Genomic DNA, 21,821 nt, shown 5'->3' on the forward strand with positions numbered 1-21,821 from the left:
GCGTCGTTAAGGGGTGCTTAGGCTACGTTGTTCTCGTAGTCCGTGTCCTTGGTTTCGCGGGTGAGCCAGAGTGCGATGAAAGTGACCACCGCAGCGGCTGCCATGTAGGCACCCACCAGCCAGGTGCTTCCATTGGCCGCGGACCACAATGCGATGGCCACGAAGGATGCGGGTGCCGCGCCGATCATGGACGACAGGTTGTAGGCCACAGCCGAACCGGTGTAGCGGACATTCGCCGGGAACAATTCGGGCAGGATGGCCGCCATGGGACCAAAGGTCAGGCCCATGAGGGTGAAGCCGACAATCAGGCCGACCATCGCGGCAGCCTGGCCCGGGCCGAACATGGTGAACCAGAGCGCACCGAAGACAAAGATGCCGGCGGTGACGCCAAGCAGGAACTTCCGGCGGCCCCATTTTTCGGCCAGGGGACCTGAGACCACGGTAAAGATGCCGAAGAAGACAACGCCGAAGATGAGCATCCAGAGGAAGTCCGAGCGGGAGATGCCCAGGCCCGGGACAAAGGCCGCGATCTGATCAGCGGTCATCGGCTTGCCTGCCTTTTCCGCCGCCGCCTGCGCGCCGGCCAGCGTGGGCTTGGTTCCGTAGGACAGGGTGAACGTGGTCATGATGTAGAACAGCACGTAGGTGGCAAACATGATGAACGTACCGGCCACCACGGGGCGCCAGTGGTTCTTGAGGGTTGCACCCAGGGGCAGCTTCTGGATCTTGTCCTGCTGGATGACCTTGGTAAAGGATGCGCTCTCCACGAGCTTGAGGCGGACGTACAGGCCCACGATGACCAGGACGGCGCTCAGCAGGAACGGCACGCGCCAGCCCCAGGCCAGGAACTCTTCCGGCGTCAGTGCCACGTTCATCCAGATGAAGATGACGTTGGCGATGATGAAGCCGATCGGCGCGCCCAACTGCGGGAATGTTCCGTAGATGGCTCGCTTGCCCTCGGGGGCATTCTCGGTGGCAAGCAAGGCCGCTCCGGACCATTCGCCACCGAGGGCGAGGCCTTGGAAGAAGCGCAGGACCACGAGGAGGAGCGGTGCCAGGATGGCCCAGCCGGGCATCGAAGCCGTGGGGAGGAGTCCGATCAGGAATGTGGCGATACCCATGGTCAGCAGCGAGGCGACCAGGGTTCCCTTGCGGCCGATCTTGTCACCGAAGTGGCCGAAGACCACCGCTCCGATGGGGCGTGCGAAGAAGGCAACGCCGAAGATCGCGAACGCACTGAGCAGCGCGTTGATGTCGGTGGCATCGGGGAAGAAGAGCTTCGGGAAGACGAGCACAGACGCAGTCGCGTACGCGTAGAAATCGTAGAACTCGATCGTGGTACCGATCAGGCTGGCGAAGATCACCCGCCCCCGCGAGTTCACCGGTCGAGTGGACTCGCCTTCCTTGGATGGTGCAGTGGAAGACATGTTGTAGCAGCTTTCGTTCACGCCGCGCGGTGCCTGAGCGCACCGCCCGGAGGAGGAATATTTGAGAGTTCAATAATAGTTCCCGATGTCCATTCACTGGACAACTTAGTCCAGTATTCGGACTCTTCGGAAAGTCCCAGTATGTGGTCTGCGACACAATACCTCACCACGGCCTCACGCGCTGGTGACCGCGCTGATAGGGAAATGTCACAGCCCGTTTACAAAGGGCGCCTGTCCGCGAAATGCGCCAAACCTACCTTGGAATAACACCCACCCCACCAAGGAGGCACTCCGTGACTGTTGAAAGCACCGCAGATGCACTGGCTCCAGTCCAGTCCACTGCTGCTGCCACCACCACCCTTGAACACCGCCCCGGCCGCTGGATTGCCAACTGGGATGCCGAGGACAAGGGCCAGTGGGAAGCCGAAGGCCGGGTCATTGCGAAGCGAAACCTGTACTGGTCCATCTTCGCCGAATTCCTCGGATTCGTAGTCTGGCAGCTGTGGTCCATCGTGGTTGTTCAGCTCCCCGCAGCCGGCTTCACCTTCGACACCAACCAGATCTTCTGGCTCATCTCCATCCCCAGCCTCGTAGGCGCGACACTGCGTATCCCCTATACCTTCATGGTTCCCAAGTTCGGTGGCCGTAACTGGACCATCGTCTCGGCGCTCCTGCTCCTGATCCCCACCACGGGATTGGCGCTCTGTGTTTCGAACCCGCAGACTCCATTCGGCGTCATGCTCCTCATGGCCGCACTCGCGGGCTTCGGCGGTGGCAACTTCGCCAGCTCAATGGCCAACATCACCTTCTTCTACCCCGCCCGCGAAAAGGGCTGGGCTCTTGGACTGAACGCAGCAGGCGGCAACCTGGGTGCCGCCGTCGCACAGCTTGTAGTACCCATCGCCATCACCTTGCTGGCGGCCGGAACCGTGAACCTGCCCATGGCCGGCATCATCTGGATCCCGCTGATCATCATCGCCGCCTTCGGCGCCTACAAATACATGAACAATCTCACCAGCGCCAAGGGTGACGTGGCCGGTTCCCTGGCCGCCCTCAAGGAACCGCACCTGTGGATCATGGCGTTCCTGTACATCGGCACTTTCGGCTCGTTCATCGGTTTCGCTGGTGTCTTTCCCAAGCTGATCAAGGACTACTTCCCGGACTTCTCTTCGATCCACGTCGGTGCAGTGGCATTGTCCCTGGCCTTCCTCGGCCCCCTGGTCGGCTCCCTCGCCCGGCCTTATGGCGGGCGCATGGCCGACCGCATGGGTGGGGCGCGCATGACCATCACCGCGTTCGCATCGATGGCTGTCATCACCCTCACCATGGTCTGGACGTTGCCACTGAAGAACTTCTGGCTCTTCCTGTGCCTGTTCCTCCTGCTCTTCGTTTCCAGCGGCTTCGGAAACGGTGCCACCTACCGCATGATTCCGGTCATTTTCGCAACGTCCAGCCGCGCAGCCCGCTCCGGTGCCGACAGCGCTGCCACGGCACGCCTGGCAGCATCTTCCCTGGGCCTGATCTCGGCGATCGGCGCCTACGGCGGCTTCGTGATTCCGCAGGTGCTCAACGCCTCCAACACGGCCAGCGGTTCCTACACCCCGGCGTTCTACGGATTCGTCGCCGCCTATGTGCTGATGCTGGCCGTGTGCTGGTTCTGCTACATCCGCCCAGCCCGCCAGCGCAACACGATCGGACACATCTAGATGCCCAACGGCGCCGAGACCCACTGCCCCTACTGCGCGCTCCAGTGCGCCATGACGTTGAGCCCGGCCACCCCTGAGGTGGCGGGTCAGGCGCCAGCGGCCGCAGCGCCAGCCCAGCCCGCCGCGCCCCTCGAAGTTTCCGGGCGCGACTTCCCCACCAACCGGGGCGGGCTGTGCCGCAAGGGCTGGACATCGGCGTCGTTGTTGCGTCACAACGGCCGCGTCACCGAACCACTGCTCAAAGGCTCTGACGGCGTTCACCAGCCGATCTCCTGGGACCAGGCCCTCACGCTCATCACGGCGGCGGTCAAGGACACGCAACGGCAGTACGGAAACGACGCCGTTGGAGTCTTCGGCGGCGGAGGCCTCACCAATGAGAAGGCGTACATGCTGGGCAAGTTTGCCCGTTTGGCCCTTCGCACTTCAAGGATCGACTACAACGGCCGGTTCTGCATGTCTTCGGCCGCAGCGGCCGGGAACCGCGCGTTCGGCGTTGACCGGGGGCTCCCCTTCCCCGTCACGGACCTGGATTCCGCATCAGTGATCCTCATGCTCGGTTCCAACGTTGCTGAAACCATGCCGCCATTCGTCCAGCACCTGCAGGGCGCACGCGATGCCGGGGGTTTGATTGTGGTGGACCCTCGCCGCTCGGCTACTGCGGCGTTCACGTCCGACGGCGGCGGCCTCCATCTGCAGCCGACTCCCGGCACTGATTTGGCGCTCCTTTTGGGCATTTCGCACGTAGTGGTCCATGAGGGGCTGGTGGACTCTGCTTTCGTGGCGGCCCGCACCTCCGGCTACCCGGCACTGGTCCGAAGCCTCTCCGCCTTCTGGCCGGAACGGGTCCAGTCCATCACCGGCGTCCCCGCGAACCTCATCCGGGACACCGCACGCCGTCTCGCCCAGGGGGCACGAGCCGGCGGCAGCTACATCCTCAGTGGCCGCGGCGTTGAACAGCATGTGGACGGCACCGACACCGCAACGGCCGCCATCAACCTCAGTCTCCTCCTGGGCCTGCCGGGGTCCGCGCGCAGCGGCTACGGCACCCTGACTGGCCAGGGCAACGGCCAGGGCGGACGCGAACACGGGCAGAAAGCCGACCAGCTCCCGGGATACCGCAAGATCACGGACCCTGCCGCACGCGCGCATATCGCCTCCGTGTGGGGAATCGACGAGTCGCTCATCCCAGGTCCCGGTCTGCCCGCCGTCGAACTTCTCAAGTCACTCGGAAAGCGCGACGGCGTTCGTTGCCTTTTCGTGCACGGCGCCAACGTGGTGGTGTCGGCGCCGGACACGAATGCCGTCACTGCCGCCCTGCGCGAACTGGACTTCCTGGTGGTCTGCGACTTCTTTCTCTCAGAGACGGCCATGGAAGCGGACCTGGTTCTGCCAGTGACCCAATGGGCTGAAGAAGAGGGCACCCTGACCAACCTTGAGGGACGGGTGATCCGGCGTCGGCGTGCGCTGACACCTCCCCCGGGTGTCCGCAGCGAATTGTGGTTGATGGCGCGTCTTGCCGAGCTATTGGAAGCGCCATCAACGTTCAGTGACGACCCCGAGACCGTATTCGAGGAACTGCGATTGGCTTCTGCCGGTGGCTTGGCCGATTACTCGGGCATCGACTACGCCATGTTGGACCGCGGCGAAGCTGCCTACTGGCCCTACCCTGTGGGCAGCAGCGGCACTCCCCGACTGTTTTCCGATGGCTTCGCCCACAGCGACCGCCGGGCCGTGATGGTTCCCGTGACACCATCAAAGCGTGCCGTGCGTTCATTCGCCGATGATTCGCTGGCCCTGGCCACCGGACGCCTGCTGGAGCACTACCAGTCCGGCTCGCAGACGCGGCGTGTGGCTGACTTGTTGACGGCTCAGCCCCAGGTGCGCCTGCTCATCCACCCCTCGACGGCGGCCTCCCGTGGGATCGCCGACGGCGACTACGCCACGGTATCCAACGAGCGCGGCGAGGTCCTGTGCCGTGCCGAGTTGAGCAATTCGGTGCGCCCGGACACGGTGTTTTTGCCCTTCCACTTCCCCGGCCAAGAGAACGCCAACCGGCTCACCGAGGCGGCTACTGATCCGATCTCCGGCATGCCGGAATTCAAGACCAGCCGGGTCTGGGTCCGGCGCGCTGTTTCCAACCCCGTCCCCGCGGCCCTGGTGGACGCGGGACTGCCATTGCACGCCGAGGAGGCTTCATGAGCGAGCGCATTGTTGTTGTTGGATTTGGCCCTGTGGCCGCGCGTCTGGTGGACGAATTGCTGCCTGCGGTCCGCTCGGGGCTTGTGCAGCTGCTGGTGGTGGGCCATGAGGCCCAGGCAGCCTACAACCGCGTCATGGTGGCCGAACTGGGGGTTGGCCGGACGACTCCCGAGGCCTTGGCCATGGCCGACGCTGCTGATCTGGAAGCTTCGGGTGTCGAAGTCCGACTGGGGACTGCTGTGACAAGGATCGACCGGGCCCGGCAGAACGTTGTCCTCTCCGATGGCACCACTGAACATTACGACCGGCTGGTCTTCGCCACAGGTTCACGGCCTGTCATCCCCAATCTCACCGGGCTCAATCCCGATCCTTCCGCGCCGGTCCTGCCCCCGGGTGTGATCACCCTCCGTGACCTGAAGGACGCGGCCGTGCTGCGTTCCGCCGTAGCCGGGCGCAAACGCGTGGTGGTCCTGGGCGGCGGCGTGCTCGGTCTTGAGACGGCTTTGGCTGTGTCCGAGGAAGGTGCCCAGGCAACCGTGGTCCATAACGGCCCGTTCCCGCTGGGCCGCAGCATCGACCGCGGCAGTGGCTCGGTGCTGACTGCCAGCCTCCGGGCCAACGGAGTCCGGATGGCCGGCAACGCCCGTTCAACCGGCGTCGAAACCGTGGGTCCTGGCGGCTCGTTCTCAGCTTTGCTGCTCGACGACGGTTCCGCGATCGACGGCGACCTGCTGGTCCTGTCCTGCGGCGTGCGGCCACGGATTGAGCTCGCTGAGCGCTGTGGCCTGCCTGTAGGCCTGGGTATTTTGGTGGACCATCATCTGCGTACGCACCACGAGCCGCACATGTTCGCGATCGGGGATTGCGCGGAGGTGCGCTGCGCCGATGCCTCCTGCGTGGAGTGCCGGACCGCTGGCGGTCCTTCCGGCCTGGTAGGCCCAGGGTGGAGGCAGGCCGAGTGGCTGGCGGAATACCTCGTCGTCTTGGCCCGTGACGGGCAGTCCGCAGCGGATTCCCTGGAACCGCTGGCCGCTGAGAAGCCAGGAGTCGTTGTCCTGAAGGCCCGGGGCATCAACTTGGCCGTCGCCGGCGACAACCAGGCCGATCCGTGGGACGAGGAACTGCTCGAAGCCGGGGCTGCTCCCGGCCGCGCCCGCCGTCAGATCTCGCAGTGGGCCGACCCCGAGCACGGACGGTATGTGAAGATGACCACCCGTGGCGGGGTTCTGGAAGGTCTGGTTGCCGTGGGCATGCCCAGGACTGCCGCTGAACTCGTGATGCTCTTCGAGCGCTCCTCGGAGTTGCCCGCGGACCGCTCCTTGCTGCTGCGGCTCGATGGCCCGGACCAACTCGACACAGGGACTGCCAACAATGATCCCCAGCGGACCGTGTGCCGCTGCGCAGGTGTCAGCGCGGGGAGCATCGCGGACTCAGTGGTGGAAGGCTGCTCAACAGTGGCGGAGGTTTCCAAGGCGACCCGCGCAGGAACCGGCTGCGGTGGCTGCCACGAAGACATCAAGGGCCTCATCGAGAAGCACTTCCAGGGGGCAGTTGCCTGAGGGTGCTCCGCGGAATCGCTGGAAAGCTGCGGGTTAGCCGGAAGGTTCCCTGCGTACTTGCCGCTTTCCAGCGAAGTCGGGTGGCGGCAGCCAGCCCGTGGAGCGACAAGCTACATGTGCACGTGCAAACGGCGCGCGGCCTCGGAGATCGAACCGGTCAGCGACGGGTATACGGTGAAGGCACTGGCCACATCATCCACGTGGAGCTTCTGGGTGACAGCCACGGAGATCGGGAAGATCAGTTCCGAGGCGTTCGGTCCCACCACCACGCCACCAATGACGGTGCCGGATCCCTTGCGGGCGATGATCTTGACGAAGCCGTCCTTGGTGTTGCGCATCTTGGCACGGGCGTTGCTGAGCAGAGAGAGCATCACGACGTCGCCCTGGTACTTGCCGGAGGCGAGATCGGCCTCGGAAACGCCCACGGAGGCAATCTCCGGAGAAGTGAAGATGTTCGATGCCACCTGGTTGAGCTTGAGCGGCTTCACGCCGTCGCCCATGAAGTGGGCAATGGCGATGCGGCCCTGCATGGCCGCCACGGACGCCAGCGCAAAGACGCCCGTGCAGTCGCCGGCAGCGTAGATGTTGGGCGCAGTGGTGCGGGAAACGCCGTCGACCTTGATGTGGCCCGATTCGGTCAGCGTTACGCCGGCTTCCTCAAGTCCGACCCCTGCGGTGTTCGGGATGGATCCGACACACACCAGGCAGTGTGAGCCCGTCACTACGGACCCGTCACCCAAGGTGACCTTTACGCCGTCGTCCGTCCGCTCTACCGCATTCGCGCGGGACTTGGACAAAACACGGACGCCGCGGCGTTCGAAGACGCCCTCCAGCAACTTGGCAGCGTCCGTGTCCTCGCCGGGCAGGACCTGGTCACGGCTGGAAATCAGGGTGACCTTGGAGCCCAGGCCGTTGTAGGCGGAGGCGAATTCGGCACCGGTGACACCGGATCCCACCACGATCAGTTCCTCGGGCAATTCGTCCAGGTTGTAGATCTGGGCCCAGTTGAGGATGCGTTCGCCGTCGGGCTTTGCCGTGGGAAGCTCGCGCGGGTGGGCGCCCACTGCCAAGAGGATGGCGTCGGCGTCGATGGTCCGCGTCCCTTCCAGGGTCAGGACCTCGATGGTGTTGTTGTCCAGCAGTTTGCCGGAGCCAATGACGATTTCCACGCCCAGGCGCTCGAGGCCTGCGCGGATGTCGTTGGACTGGCCATGGGCCAGGTTCAGGACGCGGTCGTTGATGTGCTTGAGGTCGGCGCGGGGCTTGGAAGCCGCGCCGTCGCCGTCGAACTTGACTCCCAGCTCGTCCGCCTCGCCTACGCGGGTCATGAGATCGGCGGTGGCGATCAGGGTCTTGGAAGGTACGACGTCGGTCAGCACGGCGGACCCGCCGAGACCGGCGCGCTCGACGATGGTGACGTGGGCACCCAGTGAGGCGGCTACCATGGCGGCTTCATATCCGCCGGGACCACCTCCCAGGATCGCGATACGGGGGGCACTGAAGTCAACTTGGGTGGTCACAATCCTCAATTCTCGCTTATTGCTCCGCAGGCTGCCACTCAGCCGAGCCTCACCTGCACCCCTACCTGATTGCGGCGGGGGCAAGGTAGCTTGTACCAGTGAGTAACACTGAGCTGATGAACACAGACCCCTTTGAAGCCGCCCAGGCCGCCGCAGACTTCATAGCCGCCGAGACCGGCGTCGAGTCCCACGACGTAGCGCTGGTGCTCGGATCCGGCTGGGCCGAGGCCGCCGATCTCATCGGCGAGACCACGGCTACGTTGAATGCCTCCGAGGTGCCCGGCTTCCACAAGCCGGCCGTGGTGGGCCATGTGGGCACCATCCGCTCCGTGCTCACCAAGGAGGGCAAGCGGGCCCTGGTCCTGGGCGCCAGGACGCACTACTACGAAGGCCGTGGCGTCCGTTCCGTCGTCCACGGCGTCCGGACAGCTGCTGCCGCCGGTTGCAAGACACTGGTCCTGACCAACGGCTGTGGCGGGCTCAACGAGGACTGGACGCCTGGCACCCCTGTGCTGATCAGCGATCACATCAATCTGACGGCAACCTCACCGCTTGAGGGCGCAACGTTCGTGGACCTCACCGACCTCTACTCCTCCCGCATCCGGCAGTTGGCGCGGGAAGTGGATTCCTCGCTGCAGGAAGGCGTGTACGCACAGTTCACGGGTCCCCACTACGAGACGCCGGCGGAGGTGCAGTACGCCAAGCGGATCGGCGCGGACCTGGTGGGCATGTCCACGGCGTTGGAAGCCATCGCCGGCCGGCACGCAGGCATGGAAGTCTTCGGGATCTCTTTGGTGACGAACCTCGCCGCAGGCATCAGCCCGGTTCCCTTGAGCCACGCTGAGGTGCTGGAGGCCGGGCAGGCAGCCGGCAAGCGGATTTCGAAGCTCCTGGCGGAGATCATCGCCAAGCTGTAACCCCGCTCTTTAGGAGCAACGCGGGGTCACTTATGGCCCATGTTTGTCGTAAACATGGGCCATAAGTGACCCCGCGTTGTTTTTAACCGGGGGGTAAACGCACAGTAAATTCACAGATTAAAACAGATTTATTGCGCAACATTTGATTCCCGACGGCGGGATGTGCCACGCGCGCACGTTGGCAATGTAAGCGCTTGCGCATGTACTGGCGAGTAGCTGTTTGGGCCCCTGAAACACCCTTTGATTTGCGGCCTAACACGTGTCTAGCGTGGAGTCTGTTGCGGCAAGTCGACGTGCCGGAACCACCTGTGGTGTGCGCCCTGAAGGGCACTCACCGCCACCTCGAAACGATGGCGTCCTTCGAAGACGCCACCAGCGGATCGATGGACGCCTGAGTCGAGACCCCAACCGGGGAACAGGGCATGCGCCCCACTCCACGAAGTCCAACACTCCGCGAGAAGAGCAAGCATGAACACGCACTCAAACCCACGACGGCCACGGCGCCGCCTGCAACGGGCAGTAGCCGTCGCGGCAGCCGCCAGCGTAGCGGGCACCATCCTGCTGGTGACGCCGGCCGCACAGGCAAACCTGCCTGCCGACCCGCCGTCGAGCACCATGCCGGCACCCACGCCCGGCTTCCCACTGCCGTCGCTGCACACCCAGCAGGCCTACGACCCGGCCGCCAACTTCACCTCGAAGTGGACCCGCGCCGACGCCAAGCAGATCATGGCCCAGAGCAACCCCAACGTGGCGCCGGGCCAGAACTCCATGAGCCCGAACGTCACCATGCCGGAGATTCCCAAGGACTTCCCGGCCATGAACGACGACGTGTGGGTATGGGATACGTGGTCGCTGACTGACGAGAATGCCAACCAGATCAGCTACAAGGGCTGGGATGTCATCTTCGCCCTGGTGGCCGACCGGCACGCCGGCTACGGCTTCGACCAGCGCCACTGGAACGCCCGGATCGGCTACTTCTTCCGGAAGACCAACGCCGATCCCGCCAAGGACAAGTGGAACTACGGCGGACACCTCTTCCTGCCCAACACGTCCATCGGCAACACCGAATGGTCCGGCTCCACACGCCTGATGCAGGGCAACAAGATCAACGTCTTCTACACGGCAACAACGTTCTACGACGTCGCTGAGCGGAACGCAGGTGGCGGCGGGATCGCCCCGGACGCCGTGATCGCCAAGGCACTGGGAAACATCCACGCCACCAAGGATGGCGTGAGCTTCGACGGCTTCCAGCACACCAAGCTCCTGGAACCGGACGGAAAGCTGTACCAGAACAAGGCCCAGAACCCGGGCTTCGCCTTCCGTGACCCGTACACCTTCGCCGACCCGGCCCACCCCGGCAAGACGTTCATGGTGTTCGAAGGCAACACCGGAGGCACCCGCGGCTCCTACAAGTGCAAGCAGGAAGACCTCGGCTACCAGCCAGGCGATCCCCACGCCGAAACAGTGGACCAGGTCAACAGCACCACTGGCGCCTGGTACCAGACCGCCAACGTAGGCCTAGCTGTCGCCGACAACAAGGACCTGACCAAGTGGAGCTTCCTGCCGCCGATCCTGTCAGCGAACTGCGTCAACGATCAGACTGAGCGTCCGCAGATCTTCATCCAGAACGAGAATGGCAAGAACAAGTACTACTTGTTCACCATCAGCCACCAGTTCACGTACGCGGACGGCATGCGCGGTCCTGACGGCGTCTACGGCTTCGTCGGCAACGGCGTCCGGTCGGACTACCAGCCGGTCAACAACAGCGGCCTGGCGCTTGGTTCGCCGACGGACCTGAACATGCCGGCCAACGCGCCGGAGGGTCCTGACCCTCGCCAGAACGGTCGTCAGTTCCAGGCCTACTCGCACTACGTGCAGCCCGGCGGCCTGGTGCAGTCGTTCATCGACAACGTGGACGGCGTCCGCGGCGGTTCGCTCTCCCCGACCGTGAAGATGAACTTCAAGGCCGGCGTGACGCAGGTTGACCGCAGCTTCGGCCAGAACGGCCTCGGTCCGTTCGGCTACCTCCCCACCAACGTGCGTGTTGGCGGCGAAGGCCACTACAAGTAACACCGGCCCCTACGGCCCCGGCGGGGTGCGTCGGCCACAAGCCGGCGCACCCCTGCCACCCCCAACCTTCAGGATTCTCCCCATGACTCATCCCAGCCCCCACCTGTCCCGCCGCCAATTGCTGGCCGCAAGTGCCGCCGTCGTCGTCGCCTTTTCTGCTGCCTCCTGCACAGCAAGCCCGACGCCGGCCCCCACCCCGGCGGGCAGTACGCCTACCGCTTCGGATCCGTGGCGGCCCGTGGCCCATTTGACGGCAGAGAAGAACTGGCTCAACGATCCCAACGGGCTGGTCTACCACGACGGCACCTACCACGCGTTCTACCAGTACAACCCGCGCGGAAACTCGTGGGGCAACATGTCCTGGGGCCATTCCACCAGCAAAGACCTGGTCAACTGGGAGCAGCAGCCTGTAGCCATGGAGGCAAGCGCTGCGGAAGAGATCTTCTCCGGCTGCATGGTGATGGACAGCAACAATGCTTCGGGCCTTGGCTCGGCCGGGAACCCGCCGATGGTAGCCCTCTACACCAGCGCCTACGGCAAGAACGGCGCCCTCCCCCAAGGCGCCCAGGCACAATCTGTCGCGTACAGCCTGGACAGCGGCACCACCTGGCAGAAGCACTCAGGAAACCCTGTGCTCAACCTCGCGCCCACCAACAACAACTTCCGTGACCCCAAAGTCTTCTGGTACGAGCCCGGCCAGTACTGGGTAATGACCACGGTCGTGGCCGACGCCCAGGTGGTCAAGCTGTTCAAGTCCACCGACCTGCTTCACTGGGATTACCTCAGCGATTTCTCCGGCGCCGGCGCGCAGGGTGGCCTGTGGGAGGTGCCTGAACTTGTGCACATGCCGGTGGAAGGCTCCACGGCCAAGAAGTGGGTGATGCTGCTGAGCATCAACCCCGGCGGCATTGCCGGCGGCTCCGGCATGCAGTACTTCGTGGGCGAATTCGACGGGACCCGCTTTACCGCCGAGAACGCAGCGGCCCCCGATGCTCCGTTGACCGAGTCGCAATGGCTGGACCACGGAGCCGACTACTACGCGGCCAATTCGATCTCCCACGCTCCCGGGGACAAGCCGGTGCTGCTTGGCTGGATGGGCAACTGGGACTACGCGCAGAACGTACCCACCACTCCCTGGCGCGGCTCCATGGCGATTCCCAGGGAACTCACGCTGGTCCGGGGAGAACGCCGCTATGAGCTCCGCTCGGCAATCGCCACCACAGCCAGGGAAGCACTGGAACGCCGGCGCGGTGAGGTCAGAAACAAAAACCTCACCGTGGACTCCTCGGTCCAGGACCTGGGTGGTGACTTCGAGGGTCGCAGCCAGCTGATCGAACTCGAACTGGACCTAATTTCTGCGCAGGAAGCCGGCATCATTGTCCGCCGGTCCGCCGACGGTAAATCCGGTCTGCGGATCTCCTACACCAAGGAAAGCCGGACACTGAAGGTGGACCGTTCGCAGGCGGGGACCACCAACTTCTCCGAGAAATTCAGCCCGTACCACCAGGTCCAGCTGCCCTCTGCCGAAAGCGACGGGAAGGTCCACCTCACCATCCTCCTCGATTCCTCCTCAGTGGAAGTTTTTGCCCAGGACGGTGTGGCAGTTATCTCGGACACGTTCTACCCGGATTGGGACGCCACGGGAACCTCGGTGTTCGGCACGGACGGAGAGGCCCGCTTCGACGTGCGCTCGCGTCCGTTCTAAGGCAACGCGGGGTCAGATATGGCCCATTACGACCCGATTTATGGGCCATATCTGACCCCGCGTTGCCCTTGCCGTGCGCAATGAGGATAGTTTTGTCCCTATGACATCCAGTGATGCCGCACGTGAACAGCTGATCAACGACGCCCGCCAATGGGCCGCCCAGGACCCCGATCCAACGACGACGGCGGCCCTCCTGGAGCTTGCCGACCTCGCCGCTGCGGGGGACGCGGGAGCGGCCCAGGAACTGGGCGACAGCTTCAACGGCACCCTCCAATTCGGCACGGCGGGCCTTCGCGCAGCCCTCGGCCCCGGCCCGAACCGCATGAACCGCGTGGTGGTACGCCGGGCAGCGGCAGGTTTGGCGGCATTCCTCACCGAAGCAGTAGCCGCAGCATCCCCGGGAACCCGCCCGCGCGCCGTCGTTGGCTTTGACGCCCGCTACAACTCGGACATTTTCGCGGAAGAAACCGCAGCGATCTTCACTGCCGCCGGGATCGAAACCTTCCTCATGCCGGCCGCCCTTCCGACGCCGTTGCTCGCCTACGCGGTCAAGAACCTGGAGTGCGACGGCGGCGTGATGGTCACCGCCAGCCACAACCCGCCGCAGGACAACGGGTACAAGGTCTACTTGGGGCGGCATGCAGTAGCTGAGAGCGGCCGTGGGGCGCAGATCGTGGCGCCGTACGATGCCATGATCGCGGCCAAGATCGAAGCCGTCGGTGAGCTGGAGTCCATTGAACTGGCCGACTCCGGCTGGTCGGTGCTGCCGGCGTCCATAGCCTCGGACTACGAATCGGCCATCGCCAAGCTGGTGGATCGGCAGCACTTCCCGGCGCGGGACTTGAAAATTGTTCTGACGCCCATGCACGGCGTTGGTGGCGGGACGGCCGTCTCCGTCCTGAACGCAGCGGGGTTCAATGATGTCACCCTGGTGGCCGAGCAAGCTGAGCCGGATCCGGACTTTCCTACCGTTGCCTTCCCGAATCCGGAAGAACCCGGCGCTTTGGACCTGGCACTCGCCGCTGCCGAGGAGGCTGGGGCTGACATCGTTTTGGCCAATGATCCCGACGCCGATCGTGCTGCGGTTGCCGCCCTGGACCCCGCGACGGGTGCCTGGCGCATGCTGCGTGGCGACGAAGTTGGAGCGTTGCTCGGAGCGCACATTGTGGCCCGGTTGGCTGCAGCGGCTTCCTCGGAAGAACCGCACACCGGTGTCTTCGCGAATTCGATCGTGTCCTCACGGCTGCTTTCCCGGATCGCGACTTCCGCTGGGTTCGCCCACGAAGAAACGCTCACGGGCTTCAAGTGGATTTCCCGGGTTCCCGGCCTGACCTACGGGTACGAGGAAGCATTGGGTTACTGCGTGGCGCCGGAGCTGGTCCGCGACAAGGACGGCATCTCAGCGGCAGTGCTGATTGCCGAGATGGCCGCGGCTGCCAAAGCCGAGGGCAAAACGATCTTCGACACCCTGGACGACCTCTATCTGGTGCACGGTCTGCACGCGAGCGACCAGTTGAGCATCCGCGTGGCCGATCTGGGCCTTCTCGATGCCATGATGAACCGCCTGCGGGTCAACCCGCCCGAAGCGTTCGGAGGTTCCGCCGTCGAAGTGTCCACGGACCTTGCGGAAGGAAGCGACGCACTGCCTCCCACGGACGGGCTGCTGTACCTCACACGGGACCAGAGTCGCGTCATCATCCGACCCAGTGGCACCGAGCCCAAACTCAAGTGCTACCTCGAAGTCATCCGCCCCGTGGAATCCGCGGCGGAACTACCCGAAGCGCGCCAAGCGGCACGGATCGCCCTGGACGATGTGCTCAGGGACGTCCGCGAAGCACTGGGCCAGTAGCTTTCAGGCGGATTGCTGGAATCCGACCTCAACAAATCCGTCCACAAGGCGGGTAGCGAAGACCTCGAGACTGAGTTCGGCGTTGCTGAAGCACTCGCCTGTTTCGAGGTCGTAAACCTCTTTGTGCAGCGGTGAAGCTATGGTGGGCCGGCTACCGCGGGAGCCGATAATTCCGCGCGCCATGACATTGGCGAGGGTAGCCGGGTCCTGCTGGGCGACGGCAAAAACCTTCGAGTGCCCAGTTGCCACCGACGGTCCTGTGCGGAAGAGCGCAACCTGGCGCCCTGCAATCAACGCGGCCTCTCCCCAAGCGGGCTCGAGCTCCTCAAGCGGGCAAACCCGGTGCCAGGCGATCTCCCCGGTCAGGTCTTTGGCGCCGTTCAGAGTCCCGGCGCGGTCCAGAATTACGGTCATTTGAGCCCCTCTCGCTGTGCCCGGCAAGGGCGTGTTCCACTGCCGCATCTGCCGGACCTGGCCACACTTGCGGCCACTCCTCCACGCTAAAACCGGGGTGTTTCGTCCGGGGTGCGCATTTGTGTCCGATTGGTAAAAGACACCTCACGCCTGCCGAAATGCGTTTGTGATGCAGAAGTTAAGACCACGAAACAAACGGGAAACTGAAGCGAAACTGCGCCTTCCTAGGCTGGGACCACAAGTTGCGGAGATCCGTCTGCACCATTTGCGAAAGGCCCACCAGTGACCGGACACACTTCAAGCACAGGGACCCCACGTCGCGTCGTCGTCGTCGGCGGCGGGCCCGCTGCCCACCGCTTCACCGATGCCATGGTCAATCGCGGTCTTGAAGGCTGGCAGCTAACGGTACTGGCGGAGGAGGCTCATCTCCCCTACGACCGTGTGGCGTTGAGCAAGGCCCTTACGGAAACCGGCGTTGACCTCACCTTGGGCGACGCCGCAATGTGGGACCACCCGGCCGTGGAACTGAAGACCGGCGAGCGCGCGGTCAGGATTGATGCCACGGCCAAAAGCGTCCTCACCGCATCCGGTAACAAGTACGAGTACGACGAACTGGTGGTCGCTTCCGGTTCGGACGCCGCCCGCCTGCCGATTCCGGGAGCTGAGCACACGCATGTTTACCGCACCCTTGAGGACGTGTGGTCCATCAACAAGGCAATCGCGGAATTGACCGCGAAGCTTGGCCGAAAGGTCAATGCGGTCACCATCGGCGGTGGCCTGCTGGGCCTCGAGTCTGCCGCTGGTACCGAGCAGCTCGGCGCGACCCCCGTTGTCATTAACGGCTCCCCGTGGTTGATGAACACCCAGTTGGATGAAGGCGCAGGCCAGGCCCTGGGCCGCTTGATCGAGGCCAAGGGCTTCGAAGTGCACGGTGGCGTGTTTCCCTCCGAGGTACTGACGGACGACAACGGTCAGGTCACCGGTGTCCTTATGGCCGATGGTCGCACCATCCCCGCTGATCTGGTGATTGTGGCCATTGGCGTCAGGCCCCGGGATGACCTCTTCCGCGCAGCCGAGGGGGAAGAGCAGTTGTTCAGCCTGGGACAACGCGGCGGTGTGGTCATCAACGACTCCTGCGCCACCGAGGTGGAGGGCATCTGGGCCATCGGCGAAGTGGCCAACTTCGGTGGGATGTGCCTGGGTCTGGTGGCTCCGGCCAACACCATGGCTGAGATTGTTGCCGACCGGCTCCATGGTGGCGAAGCGACATTCCCCGGATTCGACACGGCCACCAAACTCAAGCTCTCCGGAGTCGATGTTGCCAGCTTTGGCGATGCCTTTGCCCGCACCGAGCACTCCCTGGAAATCGTCTACGCCGACCCCGCCCGTGGCGTGTACCAAAAGATCGTCACCACCGATGACGCCAAGACCCTCCTGGGCGGCATCTTCGTGGGCGACGCATCTCCGTACATGAGCTTGCGCCCTCTCCTGGGCAGGGAACTTCCGGCCGAACCGGGAGCTTACCTGAGCGCTGCCGGCGGCGGGGAGGCACCGGAGACAGAGCTGCCCGATGACGCGATCCTGTGCTCCTGCAACAACGTGGCCGCAGGCACCATCCGCGACACCATCAACGGCTGCGGAGCGTGCGAAGGCAACGCCCCGGTCCAGGAACTCGGCGAACTCAAGGGATGCACCCGCGCCGGAACCCAGTGCGGCTCCTGCGTTCCCATGCTGAAGAAGCTCCTTGAGGGCGAACTCACCAAGTCCGGGATCGAGGTCTCCAAGGCCCTGTGCGAGCACATCAGCCTCTCCCGCCAGGAACTCTTCGACGCCATCCGGGTCCTTGAACTCACGTCCTTCGAAGACATCATGGCCAAGTACGGCACGGGTGCAGGCTGCGATATCTGCAAGCCGACCATTGCCTCGATCCTGGCCAGCCAGCACTCCGCCTACGTCTTGGACGCCGGCCGCGGTTCGCTGCAGGACACCAACGACCGTGCCCTGGCCAACATGCAGAAAGACGGAACCTATTCGGTGGTCCCCCGCATCGCCGGTGGTGAAATCACTCCCAAAGGCCTTGGGGTCATTGCGGCAGTAGCCGAAAAGTACAACCTCTACACCAAGATCACCGGTGGTCAGCGCATCGATATGTTCGGCGCCAGGCTCGAGCAGCTGCCGGACATCTGGAAGGAACTGGTGGATGCGGGCTTCGAGTCGGGCCAGGCCTACGGGAAGAGCCTGCGCACGGTGAAGTCCTGCGTCGGATCCACCTGGTGCCGCTTCGGCGTCCAGGATTCCGTGGCCATGGCTATCGCACTGGAGCTGCGATACCGGGGGCTGCGAAGCCCGCACAAACTCAAGATGGGTGTCTCCGGCTGCGCGCGTGAGTGCGCCGAGGCCCGGGGCAAAGATGTCGGCGTGATCGCTACGGCGGATGGCTGGAACTTGTATGTGGGAGGTAACGGCGGTGCCACTCCGGCGCACGCCAAACTGCTCGCCAAGGACCTCGACGACGAAACGCTGCTGAAGTACATCGACCGCTACCTGATGTACTACATCCGCACCGCGGACCGCTTGCAGCGCACCGCCCGCTGGCAGGAAGAGCTCGACGGCGACATCAAGCACGTTGAGGACGTGGTGGTTCACGACTCCCTGGGTATTGCCGCTGAACTTGAAGCCGCGATGGCCAAGCACATCGACACCTACCAGGACGAGTGGGCAGAGACCTTGAAGGACCCGGAACGCCTCCGCCGTTTCCGTTCCTTCGTCAACGCCCCTGATCAGAAGGACGAGTCCATTGCCTTCGTTCCGGAGCGCGGCCAGATCCGCCCCGCCACGAATGAAGAAAAGGGCAGCGTGCTCATCGCCTCCACCATCCCGGTCCGCAGCGAATAACAAGGGGTCCCTATGCAGCTCACCATTGATCTCACCGGCCGCGATGTGTTGGTAACAGGATCCGACAAGACCGCCAGGCAAGCTATCCGCCGCTACGAGCACGCTGGCGCCACCGTCCACCGCGTGAGTACTCCGGACGCGGTACCGGCCAAAGGCCAGCTCCCGGCACGCCCGTTCCTGGTAGCCGTAGTGGACGACGGCGACGACCGTTGGGCCACGCTGGTGGAACGCTGCCGCACCACCGGGGTCCCCGTGGCTTTCGAACCAGCACCGGGGGCGGCCGGACACGTGACCTTGGTGGGCGGAGGACCAGGCGCATTGGATTTGCTGACGGTAGGTGCCGTGGACGCTTTGCGGGATGCCGACGTCGTTTTTTATGACCGGTTGGCACCCTGCCAGGAACTGGCGGACCTGACCTCCGCCGAGCTGGTGGATGTCGGAAAGCAGCCAGGCCTGCACAAGGTGACGCAGCGGGACATTGAAAAGCTCATGGTGGAAGCGGCCCTGCTGGGCAAGAACGTCGTCAGGCTCAAGGGCGGTGACCCGTATGTGTTTGGACGCGGCGGCGAGGAGGTTGCTGCCTGCGTGGCAGCCGGCGTTCCCGTCCAGGTTATTTCGGGTGTCACCAGCGCCATCTCCGTCCCTGCTGCTGCGGGGATCCCGGTGACGCACCGCGAAGTGAGCCACATGTTCACAGTGGTTTCCGGCCACGCCCCATTGACGGAGAAGGAGCACCTCCACCTGGCTGGACTGGGCGGCACCATCGTGGTTCTCATGGGCATAGGAACCTTGCCTCAGCTGGCCGCTGGCCTGCGCCGGGCGGGGATGAAATCCGACATGCCCATGGCCGTTGTGGAGCGTGGGTACCGACCCGGGCAGCGCACCACCATCGCCGACCTCGGTAGTATCGAAACGGCAGCGACCGGATGCAGCAACCCTGCCGTCCTGGTCATCGGTGAGGTGGTCAGGGTGGCCGAGGCCAACCGGAATCATGCCCAAGCATCCGCTGAACTGAGCCGACTCGCGGCTTCGCTTCTTGAAGCCTGAAGGTAAATACTCATGACTGTTGCACGTGCCATCGAAGTCCTGGACCCCAATGCCGCACCGGACGCCACAGAGGCCGCAGAAGCACCCCTGGATGGATTCCGCATCGGCGTCACCTCGCACCGCCGCTCCCGTGACCTCATCGAAGCCCTTGAGCGGCGCGGCGCGAGCGTCCTGCACGCCCCCGCGCTGAAGATAGCCCCCGTCCAGGAGGACATGATCCTCATAGAGGACACCCGGACCATCATCGAGGCCAAGCCGGATATCTGCATCGCCACCACCGCCTACGGGATGCGGCGTTGGTGCGAGGCCGCCGATTCCTTTGGCATCGGGGAACAGCTCCTGGAGACCCTGTCCTCCTGCCGCATGTTCGTCAGGGGACCAAAAGCCCGTGGCGCCGTACGCGCGGCGGGTTTGGCCGACGTCGGAATCAGCAGTGACGAGACCACAGCAACGTTGGTGGACATGCTGTTGGTGGAGGGTGTGCGCGGCAAGACCGTGGCGGTGCAACTGCACGGGTACACGGACGTGCGCCAGCTGGAGCGGCTCCGCATGTCCGGAGCGACCGTACTGACCGTTACGCCCTACCGCTGGGTCAAGCCTGACGGCGAGGACAAGTTGCCGCGCCTGATCGAAGCTGTGGTCAGCGGCAATCTCGATGTCCTGACCTTCACCAGTGCCCCTGCCGTTGACGCCATGTGGAGCACTGCACACGAAATGGGCCTCTACCGCCAACTTATTGAAGCGCTCAAGGGCCCCGTCACTGTTGCGGCCGTTGGCCCGGTTACAGCACAGCCGCTGGTCGACGCCGGGCTGACGCCCCTGATCCCGGACCGGTACCGTATGGGTGCCCTCATCCGACTCGTCACCGAGCACCTGTCCCTGAACCACGTGCGACGCTTGGAAACCAAGACAGCCACGATCGAGCTCCGCGGGCGTTGCCTCCGGATTGACGGCGAGGTGGTTGAACTGGCACCGGCTCCCCTCCTGCTGTTGCGGGCGCTCCTCGGGGCAGGCGGAGCGGTCCTGTCGCGTGAGGCGTTGTCGGATCTTTTGGACCTGCGCGGCTCTGTGCATGCCCTAGACATGACAGTCAGCCGGCTGCGGTCGGCGCTGCCTGATGGCAAACTCGTGGAAACCGTGGTGAAGCGCGGGTACCGGCTGCGAGCCTAGTCGCGCGGCCACGCTAAGCCGCCTTCACCAAGGGAAGTTCATCCCAGTTGGTGGTGTAGCGCGGGCTGAGCATATCCCGCTTCATGGACCAGTCCGGACCGCCCCTGATGCCTGCATGACCCAGGCCAATGGAGCCCCGGCCGTAGCGTTTGCTGACTTCCTCCAGCAAACTGCCAATGCCGCGTTCCTCGTGCCGGTTCTCGAAGATCTCCAAGGGCTTCTGATTGCCGGTGGGGCGGAGGTCGGTGACCATGATGCCGGCTTTGGCGTAGCGCACGCCCTCCTGGATCCTGGGAATCAGGGCGTGGGCCGCTTTGGTGAGCAGCACCGGGTCCGCGGTGGGCATGGGGAGTTTGACGTTGACGGTAGGGAACGATTTGTCGTTCGGGTTGTAGACCGACGTTGCTGCGAAGGCCGTCAGGAGCTTGGCTTGAAGGTCATGCTTGGCCAATCGGGCGCTCGCCATTTGCCCGTAGACGCTCAGCACCTGCCGCAGCTGTGCCGTCGTCGTAATCGGCGTTGAGAAGGAGCGCGAAAAGATCAGCTGGTCCCGTCCGATCCTTTCCTCTTCCATGGGAATGCAGGGCGTACCCTGCAGCTCCAGGACGGTGCGCATCATGACGATGGAAAACTTGTCACGCAATGCAACAGGCTCGGCGCGCACGAGGTCCAGGATCGAAAAGATTCCCATCGCGTTCAGCCGCTTGGTGAGCCTGGTGGCGATGCCCCAGATCTCGATGACCGAAAGTCGGGCCATGAGGGCCTCACGCTCGGCTTCCGGAACAGAGTCCCAACGGCATACCCCGTTGAAGGCAGGATTGTGTTTGGCCCACTTGTTGGCCAGCTTGGCTAGCGTTTTGGTGCGGGCGATTCCAACGCACACCGGTACCCCAACATTTCTGCGGCAAGCCTCTTTGATGGTCCGCCCCAGGTGCAGGAGTTCCTCCGGCCTGCCTTTGACGCCGAGGAACGCCTCGTCGATGGAATACACCTCCTGCCAGGCGGAGTACCGCTGCAACAACTCCATGACCCGTGAGCTGATGTCCCCGTACAACTCGTAATTGCTGGACAGGGCAATGAGTCCCCATTCTTTTGCCCGCGGAGCCAATTTGAACCACGGATCCCCCAGCCCAATGCCAAGCCGCTTTGCCTCAGGCGACCTGGTGACAGCGCAGCCATCGTTGTTGGAAGGACGATCAGTGGTTTGCCCTCCAGGGCAGGGTTGAAAGCCCGTTCCGCCGAGGCATAGAAGCAGTTGATGTCCACGTGGGCGATCTCCTGCATGCGGTGCATAAGGGCTGGCCTGGACATGCTCCTCCTTGGTTCGGCAGTATCATGCGCGC

The 21,821-nt window shown here is 64.1% G+C and carries 13 protein-coding genes and 1 pseudogene; 10 read left to right on the plus strand and 4 right to left on the minus strand.

The genetic code is table 11. The features are described 5' to 3' along the window. Positions 1–17: 17 nt before the first annotated feature. Positions 18–1,427 (minus strand): MFS transporter, encoded by a 1,410-nt coding sequence (locus ACFUOZ_RS13230; protein WP_377548797.1) that lies wholly within the window; start codon positions 1,425–1,427, stop codon positions 18–20. A gap of 293 nt (positions 1,428–1,720) precedes the next feature. Between ACFUOZ_RS13230 and ACFUOZ_RS13235 the strand changes: the two genes are divergently transcribed. The 3 genes from ACFUOZ_RS13235 to ACFUOZ_RS13245 are packed head-to-tail and all read left to right on the plus strand — an operon-like array spanning position 1,721 to position 6,891. After that, positions 1,721–3,133, plus strand: a complete 1,413-nt coding sequence (locus ACFUOZ_RS13235; RefSeq protein WP_377548800.1) for an MFS transporter — start codon at positions 1,721–1,723, stop codon at positions 3,131–3,133. Continuing rightward, positions 3,134–5,332 carry a molybdopterin oxidoreductase family protein gene (locus tag ACFUOZ_RS13240; protein ID WP_377548802.1) on the plus strand — a complete coding sequence of 733 codons (2,199 nt, stop codon included), beginning with the start codon at positions 3,134–3,136 and terminating at the stop codon, positions 5,330–5,332. Then, positions 5,329–6,891 (plus strand): FAD-dependent oxidoreductase, encoded by a 1,563-nt coding sequence (locus ACFUOZ_RS13245; RefSeq protein ID WP_377548805.1) that lies wholly within the window; start codon positions 5,329–5,331, stop codon positions 6,889–6,891. The genes ACFUOZ_RS13240 and ACFUOZ_RS13245 overlap by 4 nt, the downstream gene beginning before the upstream one ends. Positions 6,892–7,001: 110 nt before the next feature. Here ACFUOZ_RS13245 and ACFUOZ_RS13250 read toward each other — a convergent pair whose 3' ends face one another. Further along, on the minus strand, positions 7,002–8,411 hold the full coding sequence (locus ACFUOZ_RS13250) for an NAD(P)H-quinone dehydrogenase (protein WP_262277896.1): 1,410 nt from the start codon (positions 8,409–8,411) through the stop codon (positions 7,002–7,004). A 116-nt stretch (positions 8,412–8,527) separates the two neighbouring features. Between ACFUOZ_RS13250 and ACFUOZ_RS13255 the strand changes: the two genes are divergently transcribed. From ACFUOZ_RS13255 to ACFUOZ_RS13270, 4 genes are all read left to right on the plus strand, one after another. After that, positions 8,528–9,328, plus strand: a complete 801-nt coding sequence (locus ACFUOZ_RS13255; protein ID WP_186313634.1) for a purine-nucleoside phosphorylase — start codon at positions 8,528–8,530, stop codon at positions 9,326–9,328. Between the two features lie 468 nt (positions 9,329–9,796). Beyond that, on the plus strand, positions 9,797–11,398 hold the full coding sequence (locus ACFUOZ_RS13260; RefSeq protein ID WP_377548808.1) for a glycoside hydrolase family 68 protein: 1,602 nt from the start codon (positions 9,797–9,799) through the stop codon (positions 11,396–11,398). Between the two features lie 82 nt (positions 11,399–11,480). Further along, the gene (locus ACFUOZ_RS13265) at positions 11,481–13,103 is read left to right on the plus strand and encodes a glycoside hydrolase family 32 protein (protein WP_377548811.1); all 1,623 of its coding nucleotides are present in this window, start codon (positions 11,481–11,483) and stop codon (positions 13,101–13,103) included. Between the two features lie 100 nt (positions 13,104–13,203). Then, on the plus strand, positions 13,204–14,952 hold the full coding sequence (locus ACFUOZ_RS13270) for a phospho-sugar mutase (RefSeq protein ID WP_377548813.1): 1,749 nt from the start codon (positions 13,204–13,206) through the stop codon (positions 14,950–14,952). A 3-nt stretch (positions 14,953–14,955) separates the two neighbouring features. Here ACFUOZ_RS13270 and nirD read toward each other — a convergent pair whose 3' ends face one another. Then, the gene (gene nirD, locus ACFUOZ_RS13275) at positions 14,956–15,366 is read right to left on the minus strand and encodes a nitrite reductase small subunit NirD (protein WP_377548815.1); all 411 of its coding nucleotides are present in this window, start codon (positions 15,364–15,366) and stop codon (positions 14,956–14,958) included. Positions 15,367–15,648: 282 nt separating this feature from the next. Between nirD and nirB the strand changes: the two genes are divergently transcribed. The 3 genes from nirB to ACFUOZ_RS13290 are packed head-to-tail and all read left to right on the plus strand — an operon-like array spanning position 15,649 to position 20,478. Beyond that, entirely contained in the window at positions 15,649–18,261 is a 2,613-nt protein-coding gene (nirB, locus tag ACFUOZ_RS13280; RefSeq protein WP_377548817.1) for a nitrite reductase large subunit NirB, read from the plus strand. 12 nt (positions 18,262–18,273) lie between these two features. Beyond that, the gene (cobA, locus tag ACFUOZ_RS13285; RefSeq protein WP_377548820.1) at positions 18,274–19,308 is read left to right on the plus strand and encodes a uroporphyrinogen-III C-methyltransferase; all 1,035 of its coding nucleotides are present in this window, start codon (positions 18,274–18,276) and stop codon (positions 19,306–19,308) included. A gap of 12 nt (positions 19,309–19,320) precedes the next feature. After that, positions 19,321–20,478, plus strand: coding sequence for a uroporphyrinogen-III synthase (locus ACFUOZ_RS13290; RefSeq protein ID WP_377548822.1), 1,158 nt, complete (start codon positions 19,321–19,323; stop codon positions 20,476–20,478). 13 nt (positions 20,479–20,491) lie between these two features. Here the strand turns inward: ACFUOZ_RS13290 and ACFUOZ_RS13295 are convergent. Then, a pseudogene (locus ACFUOZ_RS13295) lies at positions 20,492–21,789 on the minus strand (Y-family DNA polymerase). Between the last annotated feature and the right edge of the window lie 32 nt (positions 21,790–21,821).

This window comes from Paenarthrobacter sp. NPDC057355 (assembly GCF_042667405.1).
In the GTDB taxonomy this organism is placed as follows: Bacteria; Actinomycetota; Actinomycetes; order Actinomycetales; family Micrococcaceae; genus Arthrobacter.